15 protein-coding genes are annotated in these 20,262 nt (G+C 61.7%); 6 read left to right on the top strand and 9 right to left on the bottom strand.

Going from position 1 to position 20,262, the window contains the following annotated elements; translation table 11 throughout:
* Positions 1-116 precede the first annotated feature (116 nt).
* The 4 genes from IFO71_RS17865 to apbC form a co-directional block, all read right to left on the bottom strand.
* A complete protein-coding gene (locus IFO71_RS17865) occupies positions 117-2,771 on the bottom strand; it encodes an MSCRAMM family protein (protein ID WP_192031034.1) in 2,655 nt (884 codons plus the stop codon).
* Between the two features lie 384 nt (positions 2,772-3,155).
* The gene (locus tag IFO71_RS17860; RefSeq protein WP_192031033.1) at positions 3,156-3,563 is read right to left on the bottom strand and encodes a YcxB family protein; all 408 of its coding nucleotides are present in this window, start codon (positions 3,561-3,563) and stop codon (positions 3,156-3,158) included.
* 8 nt (positions 3,564-3,571) lie between these two features.
* A complete protein-coding gene (gene dcd / locus IFO71_RS17855) occupies positions 3,572-4,138 on the bottom strand; it encodes a dCTP deaminase (protein WP_192031032.1) in 567 nt (188 codons plus the stop codon).
* Between the two features lie 248 nt (positions 4,139-4,386).
* Complete coding sequence (apbC, locus tag IFO71_RS17850; RefSeq protein ID WP_192031031.1) at positions 4,387-5,472, bottom strand: iron-sulfur cluster carrier protein ApbC; 1,086 nt, start codon at positions 5,470-5,472, stop codon at positions 4,387-4,389.
* Between the two features lie 133 nt (positions 5,473-5,605).
* Here apbC and metG point away from each other — a divergent pair, with 133 nt between their 5' ends.
* From metG to rsxB, 3 genes are all read left to right on the top strand, one after another.
* Positions 5,606-7,747, top strand: a complete 2,142-nt coding sequence (metG, locus tag IFO71_RS17845) for a methionine--tRNA ligase (protein WP_192031030.1) — start codon at positions 5,606-5,608, stop codon at positions 7,745-7,747.
* 141 nt (positions 7,748-7,888) lie between these two features.
* Positions 7,889-8,467: an electron transport complex subunit RsxA gene (gene rsxA / locus IFO71_RS17840; protein WP_192031029.1), complete on the top strand. Its 579-nt coding sequence runs from the start codon at positions 7,889-7,891 to the stop codon at positions 8,465-8,467.
* 4 nt (positions 8,468-8,471) lie between these two features.
* Complete coding sequence (rsxB, locus tag IFO71_RS17835) at positions 8,472-9,032, top strand: electron transport complex subunit RsxB (protein ID WP_192031028.1); 561 nt, start codon at positions 8,472-8,474, stop codon at positions 9,030-9,032.
* A 262-nt stretch (positions 9,033-9,294) separates the two neighbouring features.
* Here the strand turns inward: rsxB and IFO71_RS17830 are convergent, their stop codons facing one another.
* The 3 genes from IFO71_RS17830 to IFO71_RS17820 all read right to left on the bottom strand — a co-directional run bounded on the left by IFO71_RS17830 (position 9,295) and on the right by IFO71_RS17820 (position 12,936).
* Positions 9,295-9,984, bottom strand: coding sequence for a hypothetical protein (locus IFO71_RS17830; RefSeq protein WP_192031027.1), 690 nt, complete (start codon positions 9,982-9,984; stop codon positions 9,295-9,297).
* Entirely contained in the window at positions 9,984-11,582 is a 1,599-nt protein-coding gene (locus IFO71_RS17825) for an alkaline phosphatase family protein (RefSeq protein ID WP_192031026.1), read from the bottom strand. Before IFO71_RS17825 ends, IFO71_RS17830 begins: the two co-directional genes overlap by 1 nt.
* 136 nt (positions 11,583-11,718) lie before the next feature.
* Positions 11,719-12,936 (bottom strand): glycosyltransferase, encoded by a 1,218-nt coding sequence (locus IFO71_RS17820; RefSeq protein WP_192031025.1) that lies wholly within the window; start codon positions 12,934-12,936, stop codon positions 11,719-11,721.
* Between the two features lie 91 nt (positions 12,937-13,027).
* On the opposite strand from IFO71_RS17820, the gene IFO71_RS17815 reads away from it, so the two are divergent.
* Positions 13,028-14,269: a DUF819 family protein gene (locus IFO71_RS17815; RefSeq protein WP_192031024.1), complete on the top strand. Its 1,242-nt coding sequence runs from the start codon at positions 13,028-13,030 to the stop codon at positions 14,267-14,269.
* Between the two features lie 412 nt (positions 14,270-14,681).
* Here IFO71_RS17815 and IFO71_RS17810 read toward each other — a convergent pair whose 3' ends face one another.
* Positions 14,682-15,146, bottom strand: coding sequence for an aminoacyl-tRNA deacylase (locus IFO71_RS17810; RefSeq protein ID WP_192031023.1), 465 nt, complete (start codon positions 15,144-15,146; stop codon positions 14,682-14,684).
* A gap of 233 nt (positions 15,147-15,379) precedes the next feature.
* A complete protein-coding gene (locus IFO71_RS17805; RefSeq protein WP_192031022.1) occupies positions 15,380-16,765 on the bottom strand; it encodes a class II fumarate hydratase in 1,386 nt (461 codons plus the stop codon).
* Positions 16,766-16,900: 135 nt separating this feature from the next.
* Here IFO71_RS17805 and IFO71_RS17800 point away from each other — a divergent pair, with 135 nt between their 5' ends.
* Entirely contained in the window at positions 16,901-17,593 is a 693-nt protein-coding gene (locus tag IFO71_RS17800) for a GYF domain-containing protein (RefSeq protein ID WP_192031021.1), read from the top strand.
* A gap of 130 nt (positions 17,594-17,723) precedes the next feature.
* The gene (locus IFO71_RS22360) at positions 17,724-19,787 is read left to right on the top strand and encodes a methyl-accepting chemotaxis protein (protein WP_192031020.1); all 2,064 of its coding nucleotides are present in this window, start codon (positions 17,724-17,726) and stop codon (positions 19,785-19,787) included.
* Positions 19,788-20,262: the final 475 nt, after the last annotated feature.

The raw sequence follows: 20,262 nt of genomic DNA, 5'->3' as shown, positions 1-20,262 counted from the left end.
TGGGCGTGACGCCCACCACGGTACGCTCGGGAACTGCGCCGACGCCCAACCGGCCTCGGTGGGCCAAAGGCGAACCAGGGACTCGCGGCGCAGCGTTGGCAATCGCCGGCCTGCCCTCATTCGAAGCCAGACGAGAACACATCCGTGCTCGGCGGCTCGGCCTGCAGACGGAACACAATCTCGGCGGCGTTCGGGTCGAGTTCCGGCAGGCTGATGGATGTGCCACCCGACAAGCCACAGCCCCCTTTGTAGACCGACGTTCCCGCGGCGCAGTGAATGCCAGAGTAGACCTGATCCACTAGGCCGTAGTAGTTGTCAGTCGAAATCCAGGTGGCTTCTGGATACGTCCAGTAGTATTCACTGCCGCCGAGTTTGACCCGTCCATGCACGTCGGTGACGCGAGTGCCCAGATACAGCCCTTGGTCGTTCCAGCTGTCGATCGCTACACCAGACAATGCCGAACCGTCACTATCTCTTACGACTTGTGCACGGCGCACTCCCAACGGTGAAAGCTCGACACTTCCTTCCAAGTCGTCATCATGCAGACTGAAAACCTGAGCCGTTGCTGCATCGCACAGCGAAAAGAAGTCGCCGAAATTGGGCGGTACAGCGCAGGCGGAACCACCAACAAACTGAGCGTGGTAACTCGTAGGGCGAACCGCGACTCGATAATCGCCCACAGCCAAGTCGCTGATCTCCAGCCGTCCACCAGCCGGGTCGACGAAGTATGAGTAGCTGTGAACGGTATTGGCTTCAGCGTTGATTACCCGAATCGAATCTGAATACCAGAAGTCCTGAACCGGAATCGACGCTCCGGCTTCGGTCAACGCGATTCGAATCCTAGGCGATTCGCGCAACTCGAAGTTGAGTTGTTGATCGTCGGTACTGAGATCAAAGACCATCGACTGCGCATCGGGGCAGCTCAGCAGGGGCGTAGCGCTCTCGCACTCGACATTGGGCGAGATCATGTCGAAGTAACCCGAGGCGCGAGCATGGATAAACAAGGTCCCGGGAATGACTCGGGCAAACCGATAGTATCCACTGCTATCGGTATAAGCAGCGCTGTGGTGGCTACCCGAGGGCGTGAGCAAGCGAACCTGCGCATCCACGATCGGCGTCACCCCGTCGTCCGCCAGGATCCGACCTGAGAGTTTGGGATAGCTCTTCAAATCGAAGCTGATCTGCGGCCGATCCCCCGCCGAGCTAATCTGCACCGTCTGCGAGCTTGCCAACTCAGCCTGACAATCGCCGACGCAATTGACACCGCCCAATAGCTGGCCAAAGGTATTGTCGCTCTTGGCCTGAATCCGATAGGTGCCCACATTCAGCGGCCCGACCAAGTACTTGCGGGTGGCGCTATCCCAATAGCGACTCACCGAAACATGTACACCATTGGTCAAGTAAGCGCGAAACCCGTTGTAAAAACTTTCGCTCTCAACCCGTTGGCCATCAATCGATAGCGAGACTTCCAGGTAAGCCAACGGCGGCAAAGAGAAGTTCGCTTCCTCTACGATCTGCGAATCAACCACAATGACTTGTCCACTGAGGACATGGCAGGAATCACCGCAGGGTGTATCTCCGTATAGCACTGAGGCGAAAGTGTAAGCTGAACTCGTGGCGTAGTAGTTGCCAGGCGACAAGCCCACGGCGCGATATCGGCCAGCTGTGTCAGTCGACAGCCACTCCAATTGATTGCCCGAACTGTCGTACAGACGTACCGATGCACCAGCGATAGGCTGTCCGGTGTTTGCATTCAAGACGCGCCCCATGATCGTAGCGCCGTTCGGCAAGGAAAAATCAATCGCCTGTCGCTGCTCATTGGGACGGAGAGAGATCTCATCACCTTGCGGACAACTTTCAATGCTGCTGTTCGCAACAGCGCAAGTTCTTCCCGGCCAAATTTGATGCAACACTTCCCGATCAGCAAAAGACTCGCGCGCGGTGCGAACGTAGTACTGCCGGACACCGGCATCGTTGTAGGGGTAGATCGAATAGTCTCCCTGCGAATCAGTCCAGGCGTAGCTCTCTGGATAGCTGAACCCCTGCTGGGTGACGGACACACCCACGCCGGGTAGAGCGCCACCGGTCGCTGCCTTGGTAACACGGCCCGAGATTCTTCGACTGCTACCCAAGGTCACCAGGGCATCGCCGCGGGCAGACAGATTGCGTAGCTTGAAGTAGAACGGCTGCCCGGCGTATTCCGCGCTAAAACCAAGTTCTGCGTTCAATCCGAACTGGTCATCGGACTCATCCAGAGCAGATTGACCCTGATCGGCGCAGTCACCGAAGCGTGTCAAGTGGGTATCCAACTCGGAACCGCGCGTACTCAACAGGTACGTGCCTGCAGCGGGCGCCTGCCATCGCAACCACAAGGCGTCGCGCGGCAAGCCGCTGGACGCCAGTTCCACTTTGAACCCCTGCTTTTCGACCAACTCCACTGCCGAATAACAACTGGCTCCAGGCCCACCTTCAGCGGCGAGCCGCATGACAGGTAACGCCACCTGCGGAGTGACACTTGCAGCACCCGATTGGCGAACGATTTCTCGCAGGACGTCAACACTGCGCTGCTTGCGTCGTTTGGTTTCATCGACTGCACCAGAAGCCTGGGGATCAAGCGCCTTGTCAACGGCCAACAGTTGCATCGGCTCAATCCCGGACAGGTGCCGCTGCAGCGCCGCGTGCTCGGCCTGCAGGGAGTTCAAGTCAGCTTGCGCCAGGCTGACGCAAGGCATGAGCAGCGCCGAGATCAGCGCGCAAGAACGGATCAACATCGAAATCTCCAACCTCAGAATGCCGCAAGCGCGCGGCGGATGCCGAGCGATGGTTCCCGGCGGGCGCGGATAGTAGCACCGTGAAACTGAGATGAAACGCAGACCGGCGGCAATTCGTAGCGGTGTGAACTATTTACCCAAGGGCAGGCCTGACAGGCTGGCTTCAGAAGCGCGTCAGGGGCGCCAGTCTCGGTCGCCCCTAACAGGCTGCTGTAAACATCTTTGCCGGCGTTTTTTCGGCGCACCGTCCGAGGCGCGCCTCAGCATGATCGCGCGCAGCGACGCAGTTGTGTGAAGCGCCCTCGCGTACGGGCATGCTCGTCATGCGCCTGTCGAACGGTACCGGACGCAAGGGACTTGAAGTTTGAACAGAATGTTCAAACTTCAAGTTGCCGAATCAATTAGTCCGCGCTTCTCCCGCAACAAGGTCTGAAGCTCGTCTTTCACCGCCGAGTCCAAGCGATTGACCAGCAGCGCGATATCGAAGGCTTCGCTATACAAGGTCCAGGCGCGTGGCGACTCGACAATGTCGGTGATATCTGACCAGCCGAGCTGTCGCGATTTCTCCTGGTGAGAGACTTTCACGCCGTCGTCGGAGAACTCAAACGTGTGCTCGACCGGGAATTTGCTCTTGGTCTTGGTGATGACCACAGCCAGACACAGCGGCAAAGCCAGCCAGCGCATCCAACCCGGCGCTCGGGGGGCCTGTTGCCGCCAGGCCACCTGCCATCGATCAGACAGCAGACCAAGATAGTCGCGCCGCCCCATCCGTTGCTGGATCGTAATGTTCAATCAGATACTCAAGTGCGCGGCAGGGTCACGCCCACCTGCCCCTGATACTTGCCGCCACGATCCTTGTAGCTGGTATCGCAGGGCTCATCGGATTCGAAGAACAGCATCTGCGCCACGCCCTCATTGGCGTAAATCTTGGCCGGCAGCGGGGTGGTGTTGGAGAACTCGAGCGTCACGTGACCTTCCCACTCCGGCTCCAGCGGAGTGACGTTGACGATGATGCCGCAACGGGCATAGGTGCTCTTGCCAAGACAAACCACCAGGGTCGAGCGCGGGATGCGGAAGTATTCGACCGTCCGCGCCAGGGCAAAGCTGTTCGGCGGGATGATGCAGACGTCGGATTCAACGTCGACAAAGCTGGTCGGGTCGAACGCCTTGGGATCGACAATGGTCGAGTTGATATTGGTGAAGATCTTGAACTCGCGCGCGCAGCGCACGTCGTAGCCATAGCTCGAGGTGCCGTAGGACACGATACGCTGACCGTCGACCTGTTTGACCTGGCCTGGCTCGAACGGCTCGATCATGCCGTGCTGTTCAGCCATGCGACGAATCCAGCGATCGCTCTTGATGCTCATGCAAGGTCCTCCGGGTGGGGGCGGCATTGTAAAGCCGGGATCCGGGATTTGGGATTCGAGATTCGCCGATCTGCGCCCGGCGCTGCCTGGCGCGACGGCGCCCTCGCCCCCACCCATGCGGCAACACATTGATTTATATGGCACTTTGAGCCGATAGATTTAACGCGACTATCATTCCGCGCGAAGACTCGGGAGGCCCCGCCGAATCCCGAATCCCGAATCACGGCTCTTCGGCGAATCCCGGTTCTTCAGCTATCACTGATTACGATCTTCGGCAGCCCAAAGCTCTTGTGCCTGGCGCGTTGCGCCAGGTGGGCGGCGGTCTTGCGGGCAATCTCGCGATAGCGTTGGGTGGCGTCGGAATCGGGTTGCGCGGCGACGGTGGGCTGGCCACCGTCGGCCTGCTCGCGGATCTTGATATCCAGCGGCAGGCTGCCCAGCAGGGGCACACCGTACTGCTGCGACATCGCCTCACCGCCACCGCTGCCGAAAATGTGTTCGGCATGGCCGCAGTTGGAGCAGACATGGATCGCCATGTTCTCCACCACGCCCAACACCGGCACTTCCACCTTCTCGAACATCTTCAGCGCCTTCTTGGCGTCGAGCAGGGCGATGTCCTGCGGTGTGGTGACGATGACTGCGCCAGACAGCGGAACCCGCTGGCACAGGGTCAGCTGGATATCGCCGGTGCCGGGAGGGAGATCGATGATCAGGTAGTCAAGGTCCTCCCAGGCGGTTTCGGTCAGCATCTGCTGCAGCGCCTGAGTGGCCATCGGCCCGCGCCAGATCATCGGCGTGTCCTCGCCGATCAACAATCCAATCGACATCGCCTGCAGGCCGTGACCGCGTTTCGGCGTAATGATCTTGCCGTCCGGGCTTTCCGGCTTGCCCTGAAGATCCAGCATGCGTGGAATGCTGGGGCCATAGATGTCGGCATCCAGCACGCCGACTTTCGCGCCCTCTGCCTGCAGGGCCAGGGCCAGATTCACGGTCGTGGTGCTCTTGCCGACGCCACCCTTGCCCGACGCCACGGCGATGATGTTGCGCACGCCGGGCAAGGGCGTGAGGTCTTTCTGCACTTCATGCGCCTGAATTCTGGTGCGGATCAGCACCTTGACTCTGCTGTGACCGCATTCGCGCAGTGCAGTTTCGACCTGACCCTGCAGGGTTTGTGCCCAGTCAGCGGCCGGGTACGGCAGTACCAGCTCGACAACGGCGCCATCGCCTTCGACCACCGAGTTCTTCAGGTAGCCCAGTTCAATGATGTCCTTGCCCAGATGCGGGTCCTGGATGGCCGCGAGGGCGTTGCGGATGGCGAGATCGGGGCTGCTCATGGCTTTCCTTGGCGTGTGGCGTCCGGCGGGAATGCTAAACGATTCGCAGCCAGTCCCGGCTGACCGCGTGCTGCACCGCAAGAAACCGGCACAATCTGGGATAATCGCCGACCCCTGACGAAAATCCCAGCCCATGACTGCGTCTTCCCAACTTCTGGTCACCTGCGCCCTGCCCTATGCCAACGGTCAACTGCACCTGGGGCATCTGGTCGGCTATATCCAAGGCGATATCTGGGTGCGGGCGCAGCGCATGATGGGCCGCAAAGCGCATTTCGTCTGCGCCGACGACACCCACGGCACGCCGATCATGCTGGCGGCGGAAAAGGTCGGACTCAGCCCGGAGGCCTATATCGCCGATATCCAGGCCGCCCACCAGCGCGACTTTGCCGATTTTCATGTCGCCTGGGATCACTACGGCTCGACCCACTCGGCGGCCAACAAGGCATTGACCGAGCGCATCTATGCCGCGCTGCAGGCAGGCCAGCACATTGCCCAACGTTCCATCGAGCAGTTCTACGACCCGGTCAAGGCGATGTTCCTGCCCGACCGCTACATCAAGGGCGAGTGTCCGAAGTGCGGCACGGCCGATCAGTACGGTGACAACTGCGAGAATTGCGGCGCCACCTATGCCCCGACCGACCTGAAGAACCCGCGCTCGGTGGTGTCCGGCGCCACGCCGGAGCTGCGCGCATCCGAACATTTCTTCTTCAAGCTCGGCGATTTCGAACAGGCCCTGCGCGACTGGCTGTCGGGCGACGTCGCCCACTCCGGCGTGAAGGCGAAACTGCGTGAGTGGCTGGATAGCGATGGGGGTCTGCGCGACTGGGATATTTCCCGCGACGCGCCCTACTTCGGCTTTGAGATTCCCGGCCAGCCCGGCAAGTTCTTCTACGTCTGGCTGGACGCACCGATCGGTTACCTGACCAGCTTGCAAGCACACTGCGCCGCCGTTGGCGATGACTTCGAAGCACTGATGAAGCCCGGCACTCACGCTGAACTGCATCACTTCATCGGCAAGGATATCGTCAACTTCCACGGCCTGTTCTGGCCCGCCGTGCTGCACGGCGCGGGCTTTCGTCAGCCGACCGAACTGCATGTGAATGGCTATCTCACCGTTAACGGCGCCAAGATGTCGAAATCACGCGGCACCTTTATCCAGGCCCGCACCTATCTGGAATCGGGACTCGACCCCGAATACCTGCGCTACTACTTCGCCGCCAAATCCTCTGGCGGGGTCGACGATCTCGACCTCAACCTGGAAGATTTCGCCCAGCGGGTGAACTCCGACCTGGTCGGCAAGTTCGTCAACATCGCCTCGCGCTGTGCCGGCTTTCTTAGCAAGCGGTTTGAGGGAAAGCTCAGCGCAACGCCGAGTCAGGAATCGCTGGATTTCTATCGCGACGCGGCCAAGCGCCTGACCGATGCCTGCCTTGGGCCCGATGGAGCCTTTCGCGAAGGCGATTTCATCCGCGTGCTGCGCACCGTCATGGCCGAAGCCGACGCTACCAATGAGCTGATCGCCGCACGCGCGCCCTGGCAACTGGCCAAGCAAGACGGCAAGGACGCCGAACTGCACGACATCTGCTCGCTGGCCCTTAACATGTTCCGCCTGCTGGCCGGCTATCTGGCACCGATCCTGCCCGCCACCGCCGAGCGCGCATCTGCGCTACTGAACACCCCGCTTGATCGCTTCGAGTTGCTTGAGCAGCCGCTCTGCGACCACCTTATCCAACCCTACACTGCCCTGCTCACCCGCATCGACCCCAAACAGATCGCCGCCATGGTCGATGCCTCGAAAGAATCGATGCAAAGCAGCGAAGAAAAGCAGACCTCAACTGAGCCGAAGGCCTCAAAGAGCAAGGCGAAAGCCGCTGCCACGAATCCCGAATCCCGAACCCCGAATCCCGGCCCGCCTGTGACCAATCACGAATCACCCATCACCAATCACATCTCAATCGACGACTTCGCCAAACTCGACCTGCGCATCGGCAAGGTACTGGAATGCGAATTCGTCGAGGGCTCCGACAAGCTGCTGCGCTTCAAGCTCGACGCCGGCGAACTCGGCCAGCGGCAGATCTTCTCAGGCATCCGCGCCAGTTACGCTGAACCGGAGAAGCTGGTGGGTCGCAAGGTCGTCTTCATCGCCAACCTCGCGCCACGCAAGATGCGCTTTGGTCTGTCCGAGGGCATGATCCTCTCGGCCGGCTTCGATGGCGGCGCTCTGGCTCTGCTCGATGCTGATGTCGGCGCGGAGCCCGGCATGCCGGTGCGCTAACATCGCCTGCGGTCGTGGCACCCTTCGACAGGCTCAGGGTGCGCTCGGCACGCTGGCTGAGCCTGCCGACGCCAGCTTCGACGGAGCGCGGGGTAAACGGCGCCACCATCCGGCGCCGCATGCGTTACAGTCACCACCGCCATGAGCGAAATCGCCCTCACCTTCTTCGGCGCGGCCATCGTCAATAACTTCGTATTGGTGAAGTTTCTGGGTCTGTGCCCGTTTATGGGGGTGTCGAAGAAGCTCGATTCAGCTTACGGCATGGCCTTGGCCACCGGTTTTGTGTTGACCTTGTCCTCGGCGGTGAGCTGGGTGGTGCAGCACTGGATTCTGGCGCCGCTGGGGCTGGATCACCTCCGAACACTGAGTTTCATCCTGGTGATCGCCACCGTGGTGCAGTTCACCGAGAGTTACATGCGGGCGCGCAGCCCGGTGATGTATCGGGTACTGGGCATCTTCCTGCCGCTGATCACCACCAACTGCGCCGTGCTCGGCGTCGCCCTGCTGAATGTGCAGGCCATGCATAGCCTGTTCGAGGCCATCGTCTACGGATTTGGTGCTGCCTGCGGCTTTGGCCTGGTGCTGGTGTTGTTCTCGGCCATGCGCGAGCGACTCGAAGCAGCACCGGTACCGGCCAGCTTTCGCGGAGCACCGATTGCGCTGATCAATGCCGCCCTGATGGCGCTGGCCTTCATGGGTTTCGCCGGCCTCGACCGCTGATCCGATGGACAGCCTGATCGCCATCGCCGTATTCACCGCCCTGGCCGCCGGCCTCGGCCTGCTGCTCAGTTGGGCAGCGAAACGCTATGCCGTGGACAGTGATCCGGTGGTCGACCGCATCAATGCCATTCTGCCGCAGACCCAATGCGGCCAGTGCGGCTATCCCGGCTGTCGCCCGTACGCCGAAGCGATTGCCGCCGAGCAGGCGGATATCAACCAGTGCCCACCGGGAGGGGAAGCCGGCGTTAAGGCTTTGGCCGAGCTCCTGGGTCGAGAAGCCAAGCCGCTCAATCCCGACAACGGCGTGGTCAAGCCGCCGATGCTGGCCCTGATTCGCGAGGCCGAATGCATCGGTTGCACCAAGTGCATCCAGGCCTGCCCGGTCGATGCCATCGTCGGTGCCGCCAAGCTGATGCACACGGTGATTGCCGAGGATTGCACCGGCTGCGAACTGTGCATACCGCCTTGCCCGGTCGATTGCATCGACATGATCGAGGTGCGACCGACGACCCGAACCTGGATCCCAGGGCGGCCGCAGATTCCGGTGCTATTGCGTCACTCTTGATGCTTCCGTATTTGGAGACAAAGGCAGCGTCGCGCTTCGTGGAGGCTGGCTTCGACAAGCTCAGCCAGCGTCAGCTTGCGCACGCTGAGCGAAGTCGAAGCGTGCCGAACACAGCTGACAGCGTTCGCTGCTCACCTCCGCCTGTAGACGAATCCGTGTTTCGAGACAACGGACGCAGCCCGGTCGTGGAGCCAGCCGTCGTGCAATATGGAACCATCAATAGCTCAGCTGCCATCAACAAGAAGCGAAGCTCGCCGACCGCTCAATGCACATGCAGCGCCGCGGAAACAGCATGGTTTTGCGCCGCGCCGGGCTCTGTATGCGGACCTTCGCCCAGGTCGGCGGCATCGATCCTCAAACAGCCATCGCATGGGGTGAAACCCAACTCACCGTCAGCAATCTCGACGCTCAGCAATCGCAGTGTTTCCCTACCCGCCATGCCTCGCCACTCGACCTTCTCCGGCAAACGCAGTGCTCGCAACCAAATCAGATCGACCTCGCGCTGATCGTCCAATTTGCCGGCAAAACGCTGTCGCTGGTGCTCGCCGTGCCGCCAAAGCTTGCGCTCTGGCAGCTGGCGCAAGGCGGGATCGACAAGTTCAGCCAGCTGTGACCACTGCGGCTCAGCACGGCGAGCGCGCAATTCGCCTGGACTGAACTCGACCACCCGCCTGGCCCTGACATCGATTTCGATCAAACCAATACCGTCAGCTTCTCGCCGCCAGCGGCGGACTGGACTGCCCTCAACCCGTCGTTCCACCTGGTCGCGGGCACGTAGCAGATCGAACCGCTGCACCTGGTCGCCTGCACGCCACTCGTAAGTGGCGCGCACAGCGGGAGCGGGAGCGGAATCTTCCGCACCCGCCGACACGCTGGAAGCCAGCCACAAGGCACCGACCAGCAGCTGGCACATCAAGCCCATCGCCTTGTTGCCGCACTCCCGCGCCGCCATCAGTGGCGCGCCAGCTTGTCACCCTGCGGGGTAACGCCGAGCAGCTCCTCCGGAGCAAACGGGCCGTAGTAGCGATCGCTATTCATCGCCTTGTCGCAGCCGCCGCGCAGGATACACAACAGGCTGCGCACCTTGCGGCTGCTTTGTGCCATCACGTGATAGATGACATTTTGTTCCACCACGCCCTGGAAGGCATGGGCACCAGGGCCACGGGCGTAGATCGCTACGTCTTCGGCGGCATGGGTTTCTGAATCCAGTGGCACGGTGGCTTCCTGCAGATAGTTCGGATCATCGGTGGCCGTGCCATTCAGATCGGGGCGATCAGCGATGCCTCGAAAGCCCGGGCCGTTGGCGTAACTCAGTGTGGTGTAGGCCTTGCCATTCTTGTCCAGCTGGGTACTGCCGTCGGTGACTACCTTGCCGAGAATATCGTTGCCGCGGTCGGCGTAGCCGGCAATGGTCATCACGTGGCTGTGATCCGCGCTGACGATGATCAGCGTGTCATTGGCCGACGTCTTGTCGACCGCCGTCTGCACCGCCTTGGCCAGGGCGATGGTGTCAGTCAGCGCACGATAGGCATTGCCGGCGTGGTGCGCATGGTCGACCCGACCGCCCTCCACCATCAGGAAATAGCCATTGGGATTCTTCTGCAGGATATCAATGGCCTTGCCGGTCATCTCAGCGATGCTCGGTTCGCCGCCACTGTCGTTCGGCCGATCGAACTCGTATTCCATATGCGAGCGCTCGAACAGGCCGAGCAGGTGATCGGTGGCGTCCGGATTGATGGCATCGAACTGACTCTTGTTCCAGACAAACGCGCTGTTCGGAAGACGCTGGGTCCACTCCTGAGTCAGATCGCGACCGTCGGCTCGGCGGCCGTGGCGACCGCTGTCTTCCGGGTCGGCAACATTGTTCGGTCGAAAGTACTCGCGGCCGCCGCCCAGGGCGACTTCAATGCCATCGCCGAACGGAAACTCGATCAGCTGACGAGCGATATCGACGCAGCCATTGCTGCGCGCTTCGTTGCTCAGTGAACTGTCGGCTTCCCAGTCACGATTCGGTGTGTGCGCATAGGTAGCTGCCGGGGTGGCGTGGGTGATGCGCGCCGTGCTGATCACACCAGTGGACATGCCGGCCGCTTCGGCCAGCTCCAAGAAGGTCGCCACGGCCTCTCCATCAGCCGATGCGCAATCATTGTATGTGGCATTCTGGGTCAGACCAATAACACCCTGCTTGGTCTTGATGCCACTGACCATGGCGGTCATGGTCGGCGCCGAATCGGGTGTCTGACCGTCGACGCTGTAGGTCTTGGACAGGCTGAGATGCGGAAACTGCTCAAAGCTCAGGGCATTCTCTTCACCCTTCTGACCGCGCAGCTGACCATCCAGAATACGTGCGGCGGTCACGGTGGAAACGCCCATACCATCGCCAATGAACAGAATCACGTTCTTGGCCGGCTGTTGGCTCACCGACATCTCAGCGCCCTGCTGAGCGGAGGCGCGTCCGTTCTCGTACCACACGCTAGCCGATTCTTCGGCCTGCAAACCACTGGCGGCCAGCGCCAGCAGGCAAGAGAGGGAAAGAACACTAGGCTTCATGGGGAAACATCCTGTTGGGGAGTGCCGAAGCCTAGGAAATCTGCGTGACAGGACGATGGGGGATCTGTGTCAGCCGGATGAACATGATGTGTAAGACATAGCGCTTTTGGCAGGGCCACAGGCCGGAACCTTGCGTTCAGCGTGACTCTGCGCTCAAGGCCGCCGTGGTGCCGGCGGCGCGGCTTTCGGGCAACAGGCTGCAATAGAGCAACCACACGCGGCGCATCAATTCATCGCTGCTCCAGAGCCGGGCTGCAGCCGGCGACACCGCCGCCAACTGAGCCCGCAACTCAGGCTGCGTCAGCAGGGTGTCGATCTTGGCGGCAAAGTCGCCGACATCCTGCTCGGCAATCAGCGCGGCGGGGCAATCGCGCAGTACCGTGGCGGTGCCCATCACGGCTGTCGACACGATCGGCAGACCCTGCGCCATCGCTTCAATCAGCACCAACCCCTGGGTCTCTGTCGGCGAAGCAAACACGAAGATATCGCCCGCGCGGTAGGCATCAAGCAGACTGCTGCGGCGATCGAGATTGCCAAAGAAATGCACATTGGCGGCCAGGCCTAGCTGCTGACTCAGCTCGCGAAGCCGCCCGGCGTCCGGCCCCTCACCGGCAATCAGGAACAACAGCTCAGGATGCTGCGCTCGCACCTTAGCCAGGACTTCGAGCAGGAAATCGATGTTCTTTTCACGAGCCAATCGACTGACAGTGACCAGTGCTGGTCGATCATCGGGCACGCCGCGACTGCGTCTGAATGCGCGACCGTCGCCGCGACCAAACTCCGACAGATCGATGCCGGTCGGAATCACCGTGTGCGGAGTAGCAATGCCATAGCCGAGCAGAACTTCGCTCATTTGCTCGCTGGGCACGATCAAATGGTCGACATCCGAACATAGCCGTCGTGATGCCCAGCGGGCGAATCGACGCAGCCACGCCGCCGGAGCCCAGGGCAGATAGTGCGCAATGTACTGCTCGAAATAGGTGTGATAGGTCTCGACCACCCGCAAGCCATGTTGCTTGCGCAACTGCAAGGCCAACTGATGGGCGCGAAACGGCGTGTGGCAATGGATCAGATCCCATCCCTGCGCCGCGACGTCTTCACCCGCTCGCCGCAGCGCTCGGCGCCGCATCAACCGGTCTTCGGGATCAAACGGAATGACTCGTGCCGGCACTCGCACGATTGGAAAGCCAGCACTGGCATCGACTTGCTGTTGGCCACTGTCTGCGCCGTAGTCCGGGGCGATCAGGCAGAGCTCGCAGCCTTGCGCCAGCAGCCATTGGCAGAACGTACGGATCGAAGTGGACACGCCGTTGACGCGGGGAAAATAGACGTCGCTCAGCATCAGTACGCGCATCGCCTGACCTTAGTTCGCTGGCATGACCGCCGCATGACAGCGGCAAGAAAACTTCGCGATGAACACGGCGCACATGCTAGGGTCTTGCGCCATGGAACACGAAGTCTTGATCAAGAACGACACCGTAGTCCTCGGCCTGCTCGCGGTTACCTTGGGGCTGGTGTTCTGGACCTCCTCGCTCAAGCATCCGGGCTGGCAGCGCTTCTATGCCATCGTGCCGGCCCTTCTGCTGTGCTATTTCATTCCGGCCGTGTTCAACACCGTCGGCCTGATCGACGGCCACGCCTCCAAGCTGTATCCGATGGCACGCGACTACCTGCTGCCCTGTGCTCTGGTGCTGCTGACCCTGTCGATTGATCTCAAGTCGATTCTTCGACTGGGCCCCAAGGCAGTGATCATGTTCCTGGTCGGCACGTTCGGGGTGATGCTGGGTGCCGTGGTCGCCTTCCTGCTGATGGGCGTGATCTGGCCCAGCGCGGTCGAGGGCGACACCTGGCGCGGCATGACCACGGTGGCCGGCAGTTGGATTGGCGGCGGCGCCAATCAGGCGGCGATGAAGGAAGTCTTCGAAGTCGACATGAACCTGTTCGGGCAGTTCGTGGCAGTCGATGTGCTGGTGGCCAATGTCTGGGTCGCGGTGCTGTTCTTCCTCGCGGCGCGAGCGGACAAGTTCGATGCCTGGACCGGCGCCGACACCTCGGCGATCGAGGACATGAAGCGACGCATCGAGGCCTATCAGGCGCAACATTCGCGCAACCCGACGCTGAGCGATCTGATGGTAATCCTTGCCTTCGGCCTCGGTACGGCGGGTCTGGCACATTTCATTGCCGAGCCCACGGTGGCCTTCATCGAGTCGCTGCCCAAGGAGTGGAAGCTGGCCGACTACAGCCTGACCTCGAACTTCTTCTGGGTGGTGGTGACTGCCACCACCATCGGTTTACTGCTGAGCTTCACCAAGGCCAGGCAGCTTGAAGGCCCCGGTGCTTCCAAGGTGGGCTCGGTGGCGATCTATATCCTGGTCGCCACGATCGGCATGCATATGGACATCATGGCCATTTTCCGTGCTCCCGAGCTGTTTCTGCTCGGTCTGATCTGGATCAGCGTGCATGCCCTGTTGATGCTCACCGCGGCCAAGCTGATCCGAGCGCCCCTGTTCTTCATGGCGGTCGGCTCGCAGGCCAATATCGGTGGCGCCGCCTCGGCGCCCGTGGTGGCCTCGGCCTTCCACCCCTCGTTGGCGCCGGTCGGCGTGTTGCTGGCCATTCTCGGTTACGCGCTGGGAACCTACTGCGCCTACCTTACCGGGCTGATGCTGCAGGGCCTCGCTGGCTGAGGCGCAACGCGCCCGCCTCAAGATGTGCGCTGACCAGGCACGCCGAAGCCATGTCCTAAGCAGGCCGAAGGGCCCGTCGAACGGCACCGGAAGTCTCCCGCCCGAGCAAACTGTCGAGACACAACGGCCAGTTCCCGCCAGACTGCTTCGTTCGGCACCCTTCGGCAGGCTCAGGGTGCGATGCGGGGCGCTGGCCGAGAGCGTCGAAGCCATGTCCCAAGCAGGTTGAAGGGCCCGTCGAACGGCAGCGGACGTCTCCCGCCCGAGCAAACTGTCGAGGCACAACGGCCAGTTCCCGCCAGACTGCTTCGTTCGGCATCCTTCGGCAGGCTCAGGGTGCGATGCGGGGGCTGGCGCCGGACTCCCTCGATCAAGCGCCGTCAGGGTTGCACAAGTCCTGCGCTCGCTGAGCTCAATGCGGCCGCGGGTAGTAGATCTGCGGCTGCGCCAGGCGCTCGAAGTCGCGGTAGGCCAGCTGCATGACCTCGGTGTGATTGCCGGCATTGAAGGCGATGTGTTCGTCATCGGCCAGTGTATCGGAGACAAATACTTCAAGGCCGAACAGGTTGCCGAACGGGGGCATCGCGCCGATTTCGCAGTCAGGAAAGCGATCGGCGAATTCTCGCTCCGTGGCCAGGCACACCTCGTTGGCGCCTGTCAGGTCTTTCAGCAGACCCATGTGCACCCGCTCCGAGGCAGCGACCACCACCATGGCCAGACGGCCGTCGATCTTCACCATGACCGGCTTGGCCATCTCCCGACCGCGCACATGCGCGCTTGCCGCTACTTCCTGAGCAGTGATGGCTTTCGGGTGTGACCAGACGCGAAAATCGACTTCATGCTCGCGCAGGAACGTTTCAAGATTGGGCAGGGACATGGTTGGCCCTCCTATTCGGTCGGCGCACTGGCGACGATGCGCTTACAGCCAAGCTCGCGTCGGCGCCGGCATGCACGGTGGAACCCGCCGCACGGCCCGGCACGCGCGGCCTTTGGTTTGGATCAACAACATGAGTTGTTGATCAGCGCGTCTGAGAATCCAGGAAGGACTTGTTCAGACCGACCTTAGTGTACCTCTCTCGCCGGACGCGCGCAGATCGTTCACAGCCAGACTCACTCAGCGCCTGCGCCGCTTGCCGTCAGTCGCATAGGATCGAGCAGGCGGCGCAACTCAGCCTCTTCCAGGCCGCTGTCCTCGATCGCCACCTCCAGCACCGGCCGACCCTCGCGGTAGGCGCGCTTGGCAATCGCTGCCGCCTTGTCATAACCAATCAATGGGTTAAGGGCAGTGACCAGAATCGGATTGCGCTGCAGATTCGCCGTCAGCCGATCCTTGCACACAACAAAGCCGGCGATGGCCTTGTCGGCCAGATGACGCATCGCCTGAGCTATCCATTGCATCGGCAACAGCAGGTTGTGCGCGACCAGGGGCAGCATCACATTGAGCTGAAAGTTGCCGCTCTGCGCCGCGCTGGAGATGGCCCACAGGCTCGCCGACACGTGCGCGCAGACCATCAGCACCGCTTCCGGAATCACCGGGTTCACCTTGCCCGGCATGATCGAACTGCCAGGCTGCAGGGCCGGCAGCTCAATCTCGCCCAGCCCGGCCAGCGGTCCTGAATTCATCCAACGCAGGTCGTTGCAGATCTTGCTCAGGCAGGCGGCCAGACAATTGAGCTGTCCAGCCAGTTCGAGGGCGGCGCCCTGGCCGGCAATGCCAGCGAAGCGATTGCTGGCCGGGCTCAGCGGCAGATGACATTTCTTAGCCAGATGTTGGACTGCGCGCGCCGAAAACCCCGGGTGTGCATTCAGTCCAGTGCCGACCGCGGTGCCGCCCAGCGGCAAAGCATGCAAACGTGGCTGGCAGTCGTGCAACCCATCCTCCACCGCGCGCAGCTGATCCGACCAGGCAGAGAGCTCTTGACCGAAGGTCAAGGGGGTGGCGTCCATCAGGTGAGTGCGGCCGGTCTTGACCACATCACCGAGCTGCGCTGCTCGATGATCGATCACCTGTCGCAAGTGCTGCAAGGCAGGCAGCAACTCCGCGCTCAGCAGGCTGGCCGCGGCCAGCTGTATCGCCGTCGGCACCACATCATTCGAGCTCTGTCCGCAGTTGACATCATCATTGGCATGAACATCACGTTTCGCTATTCGGGAGGCCAGCGTGGCCAGCACCTCATTCATGTTCATATTGCTGGAAGTGCCCGATCCGGTCTGAAACACGTCGACCGGAAATGCCTCGGCGGGCCAATCACGCAGGAGCTGCTCTACCGCCGACACGATGGCATCAGCGCGTGCCTGATCCAGTTCACCGAGTTCGGCATTGGCGGTGGCCGCGGCCGCCTTGATCTGGGCCAGGGCGTGCAGGAAGGGCGCCGGCATCGGCAAACCCGAGATCTGAAAGTTTTCAACGGCGCGCTGCGTCTGTGCGCCGTACAGGGCGTCGAGAGGGACCTCCAGGCTGCCCATGCTGTCACCGACTGTGCGGGTCTTGCTCATGGCATTCCCCTACTGCGTGGGAGCTCTGATCCTGGGCTGAAAACATCGTCGGGTGCAAGTAGGCAGGCGCCCAGGCTCGATGCAGGGCCGCATGCTACATTCACCGGCAATTCACTTTATCGAGCAGGATTTCCGATGAGCAACGCTTGGTACTACACCGATATCCACGGACGACAACAAGGGCCCATCACCCTGGAAGCCCTGCAGAGCGCGGTCGAGGGCGGTCTGCTGGCTCACGCCAATCTGATCTGGCACGAAGGATGGCCCGAATGGCGCAAGCTGGCCGATGTGGCGCAGGAAATCGGCGTTCGCCTGCCGGCGGCGCCCCCGGCCCTGCCACCGCGTGCAGCGCCAGCAGGCCCGAGAGTGGTGGTGGCCGAAAGAGACGGCTCACGCAGCGCGGTGATCGTGGTGGTACTGGTGGTGGTGGGCGTGGTCTTTCTGGGCTTTGTCGGCATCTTGATGGCGATTGCCATACCGGCCTACCAGGACTACACCGTGCGGGCCAAGATTGGGCAAGCGCTGGCGGAAGTGACTGCAGTGCGCTTGCAGGTCAGTGAAACCCTGATCAACGAGGACCGTTGTCCGCTCAATGGCGAGGAAGGCATCAAGGATGAGCGAGGCTATGCCAGCGAGGTGATCGACAAGGTTGTCGTCGGCACCCTGGCCAACGACGCCTCCACCTGTGCGATCGAAATCAGCCTGAGCAACAAGGTCGGCCTGCCTTCGGGCGAAGACCACCGGATACTGATGTACCTGGACTCCGACCAGCGATGGCAGCACGAAACCAATGTGCCGAAGCGCTACCTACCCGCGTCGATGCGTTAGAAACCGCTGCTTATCGCCACCGCAGCGTTGTCGAATCATGCCATGCCGCCGCCATTGCGAGCGGCATGGACGATCCGATGTGGTTTGCTTACAGTGCCCGAAACAACGATGACTGCGAACGGGGGCGATCGTGGGTATTCGAGGCAAGCTGCTGTGGGGTATGGGGGGCAGCCTGGCGCTGCTGTTGTCGGTGGCCGGTTTCGGTTTGATCAGCGCATGGGTTGAGCTTGGCGCAGCGGTGCCGGCGGAAGTCGAGCAGGCCAAGCAGGTGGCAGCCATCACTACGGAATTCCGCATTCAGGTGCAAGAGTGGAAGAACGTGCTGCTGCGCGGCAGCGATGATGGTCAGCGGGAGAAGTACTGGAAGGCCTTCCAGGCCTCCGAAGCCACCATGCAGGAAGCCATGCAGGGCCTGATCAGCCAGGTGCAGTCGCCTGAACTGAAATCGCTGCTCACTCAGACCCAGCAAGAGCATCAGGCCATGGGGGTCGCCTATCGCAATGGCTTTGCGGCGTTTGAAGCGGCCGGCATGGATCACAGCGCCGGGGATGCCGCGGTCAAGGGTGTCGACCGCGAAGCAACGCGCCTGCTCGGCGAAGCCACCGAACTGGCCGGCACCTTGGCGGAACAGGCTGTTCAGAATGCCCGCAACCAGACCCGATTGATCATCGATGTCGCCTTGCTGATCACCGCGGTCATCGTACTGGCGCTACTGATCGCCCTACCCTGGTGGCTGAACCGGGCCATCATCCGCCCGCTGCAAGCGGCGGCCAGCGCGGCAGATGCGGTAGCCAAAGGTGATCTCGACGCTTATCTGTCGCACCACAGTCAGGATGAGCTTGGCAGGCTGTTCGATGCCATGCGCGAAATGGTCAGCACCTTGCGCAGGTTTCGCGATGCGCAAATCGAGCTCGGAGAGCACCATGAACGCGGCACCATCAGCGCACAGATGCCAGCCAACAGCTTTTCCGGCGCCTGGCAATCGATGGCCTCGGGCGTCAATGGCATCACCCAATCCCTGGTGGACTTGATCAACGAGATCGTCACCATCAATGCGCGCTATGCCGCTGGTGACTTTTCCACCAGTCTGCCCGATCTGCCCGGCGAAAAGGCGCAAATTTCCTCGGCCATGCAGGGCGTGCAACAGCAGCTCATCGCCATGCGCGATGCCATCAACGAATTGGCCATGGCAGCGGCGAACGGCGAGTTTTCCGTGCGCGGCGATGCCAATGCATTCCAGAATGACTTTCGCAGCATTGTGCTCGCACTTAACAGATTGATGGAGAATGCCGAGTCCGGCCTTGGCGATGTGGCCAGGATGCTGCGCGCACTGGCGGCCAACGATCTTCGCGCGCGAATCGCCGGCCAGCACCGCGGGATGTTCGAGCAACTCAAGCACGACGCCAACAACACGGCCGAACAGCTTGCCACGGTGCTGCGCCGAATTCGTGATAGCGCCGGCGCGGTCGATCGAGCAGCGCAGGAGATTGCATCGGGCAACTCCGACCTCAGCGGACGCACCGAACAGCAGGCGGCCAATCTGGAGGAAACCGCCTCGTCGATGGAAGAGCTGACCTCGACCGTGAAACAGAATGCCGAGAACGCGGCGCATGCCAACAAGCTGGCGGCCGACACCGGCGAAGTGGCCGCCCGCGGAGGCGCGGTGGTGAGTCAGGTGGTGGCCACCATGCAGCAGATCAATGCCTCATCCGGCCGCATCGCCGACATCATCAGCGTGATCGATGGTATCGCCTTTCAGACCAATATTCTGGCCTTGAATGCCGCGGTCGAAGCGGCGCGCGCCGGCGAGCAGGGACGAGGCTTTGCCGTCGTCGCCAGCGAAGTGCGGGCCCTGGCGCAACGCAGCGCAGACGCGGCGAAAGAGATCAAACAGCTGATCGGAGAATCAACCGGGCGCGTGGCCGAAGGCTCCAGTCTGGTAGATCAGGCCGGCCAGACCATTGACCAGGTGGTGGGCGCGGTGAAGCGGCTGGGTGATCTTGTGGCGGAAATCGCCGCCGCCAGCGCCGAACAGAGCAGCGGTATCGAACAAGTCAATGAGACCGTGACTCAGATGGACCATGTCACCCAGCAGAACGCCGCCCTGGTGGAAGAAGCGACCGCGGCGGCCCGCAGTCTTGAGGATCAGGCCGGCCAATTGCGGCAACTGGTGGGCGCGTTTCAGTTTTCCTGAGGCGCGCAGGCGCCACGCGAACCCAAGCTGGCCAAGGAGCGATGCAGTGTCGCCCACTAAGCCTCGTTCGCGACGCGATGTCGAGGCTCGCTTCGACAGGCTCAGCGAGCGCGGGTTGCGTAGTTCGGCGGCCGCAGTGACGCACCCTGAGCTACTCGAAAGGTGGTCCCTGAGCCAGTCGAAGGGTGGTCCCTGAGCTTGTCGAAGGGTGGTCCCTGAGCTTGTCGAAGGGTGCCAGGGTCAAGCGACAGGCCAAAGCCACGTTCCGCGAACGAGAGTGCGACTTGAACTACCGAAGTGGGTCAACGGTTGGTTGACGGCCTACATCGAGTTTCCGCAAGCGCAATGCCGCTCTTAGCCCGGATATTTCATGAGGGGGCGCGGATGATCACCGAGGACTTTGCGTCGAGTGCAAGGCGCGACGAGCCCAAGTGGTGGGCCCACTTGGGCGAGATCGGGACGCAGTCCCGCGTAG

The organism is Pseudomarimonas arenosa (assembly GCF_014841215.1).
Lineage (GTDB): Bacteria > Pseudomonadota > Gammaproteobacteria > Xanthomonadales > Xanthomonadaceae > Pseudomarimonas > Pseudomarimonas arenosa.
The sequence above is the reverse complement of the archived record's forward strand: the minus strand, read 5'-3'. Positions and strand labels throughout refer to the sequence as shown.

Excerpts from the sequence above, each read along its gene's own strand:
- IFO71_RS17815 (WP_192031024.1), top strand. The coding sequence starts at position 13,028 with ATGGAACACGAAGTCTTGATCAAGAACGACACCGTAGTCCTCGGCCTG.
- IFO71_RS17810 (WP_192031023.1), bottom strand. The coding sequence starts at position 15,146 with ATGTCCCTGCCCAATCTTGAAACGTTCCTGCGCGAGCATGAAGTCGAT.
- apbC (WP_192031031.1), bottom strand. The coding sequence starts at position 5,472 with ATGAGCAGCCCCGATCTCGCCATCCGCAACGCCCTCGCGGCCATCCAG.
- rsxA (WP_192031029.1), top strand. The coding sequence starts at position 7,889 with ATGAGCGAAATCGCCCTCACCTTCTTCGGCGCGGCCATCGTCAATAAC.
- dcd (WP_192031032.1), bottom strand. The coding sequence starts at position 4,138 with ATGAGCATCAAGAGCGATCGCTGGATTCGTCGCATGGCTGAACAGCAC.
- IFO71_RS17865 (WP_192031034.1), bottom strand. The coding sequence starts at position 2,771 with ATGTTGATCCGTTCTTGCGCGCTGATCTCGGCGCTGCTCATGCCTTGC.
- IFO71_RS17805 (WP_192031022.1), bottom strand. The coding sequence starts at position 16,765 with ATGAGCAAGACCCGCACAGTCGGTGACAGCATGGGCAGCCTGGAGGTC.
- IFO71_RS17830 (WP_192031027.1), bottom strand. The coding sequence starts at position 9,984 with ATGGCGGCGCGGGAGTGCGGCAACAAGGCGATGGGCTTGATGTGCCAG.
- metG (WP_192031030.1), top strand. The coding sequence starts at position 5,606 with ATGACTGCGTCTTCCCAACTTCTGGTCACCTGCGCCCTGCCCTATGCC.
- IFO71_RS17825 (WP_192031026.1), bottom strand. The coding sequence starts at position 11,582 with ATGAAGCCTAGTGTTCTTTCCCTCTCTTGCCTGCTGGCGCTGGCCGCC.
- IFO71_RS17800 (WP_192031021.1), top strand. The coding sequence starts at position 16,901 with ATGAGCAACGCTTGGTACTACACCGATATCCACGGACGACAACAAGGG.
- IFO71_RS17820 (WP_192031025.1), bottom strand. The coding sequence starts at position 12,936 with ATGCGCGTACTGATGCTGAGCGACGTCTATTTTCCCCGCGTCAACGGC.
- rsxB (WP_192031028.1), top strand. The coding sequence starts at position 8,472 with ATGGACAGCCTGATCGCCATCGCCGTATTCACCGCCCTGGCCGCCGGC.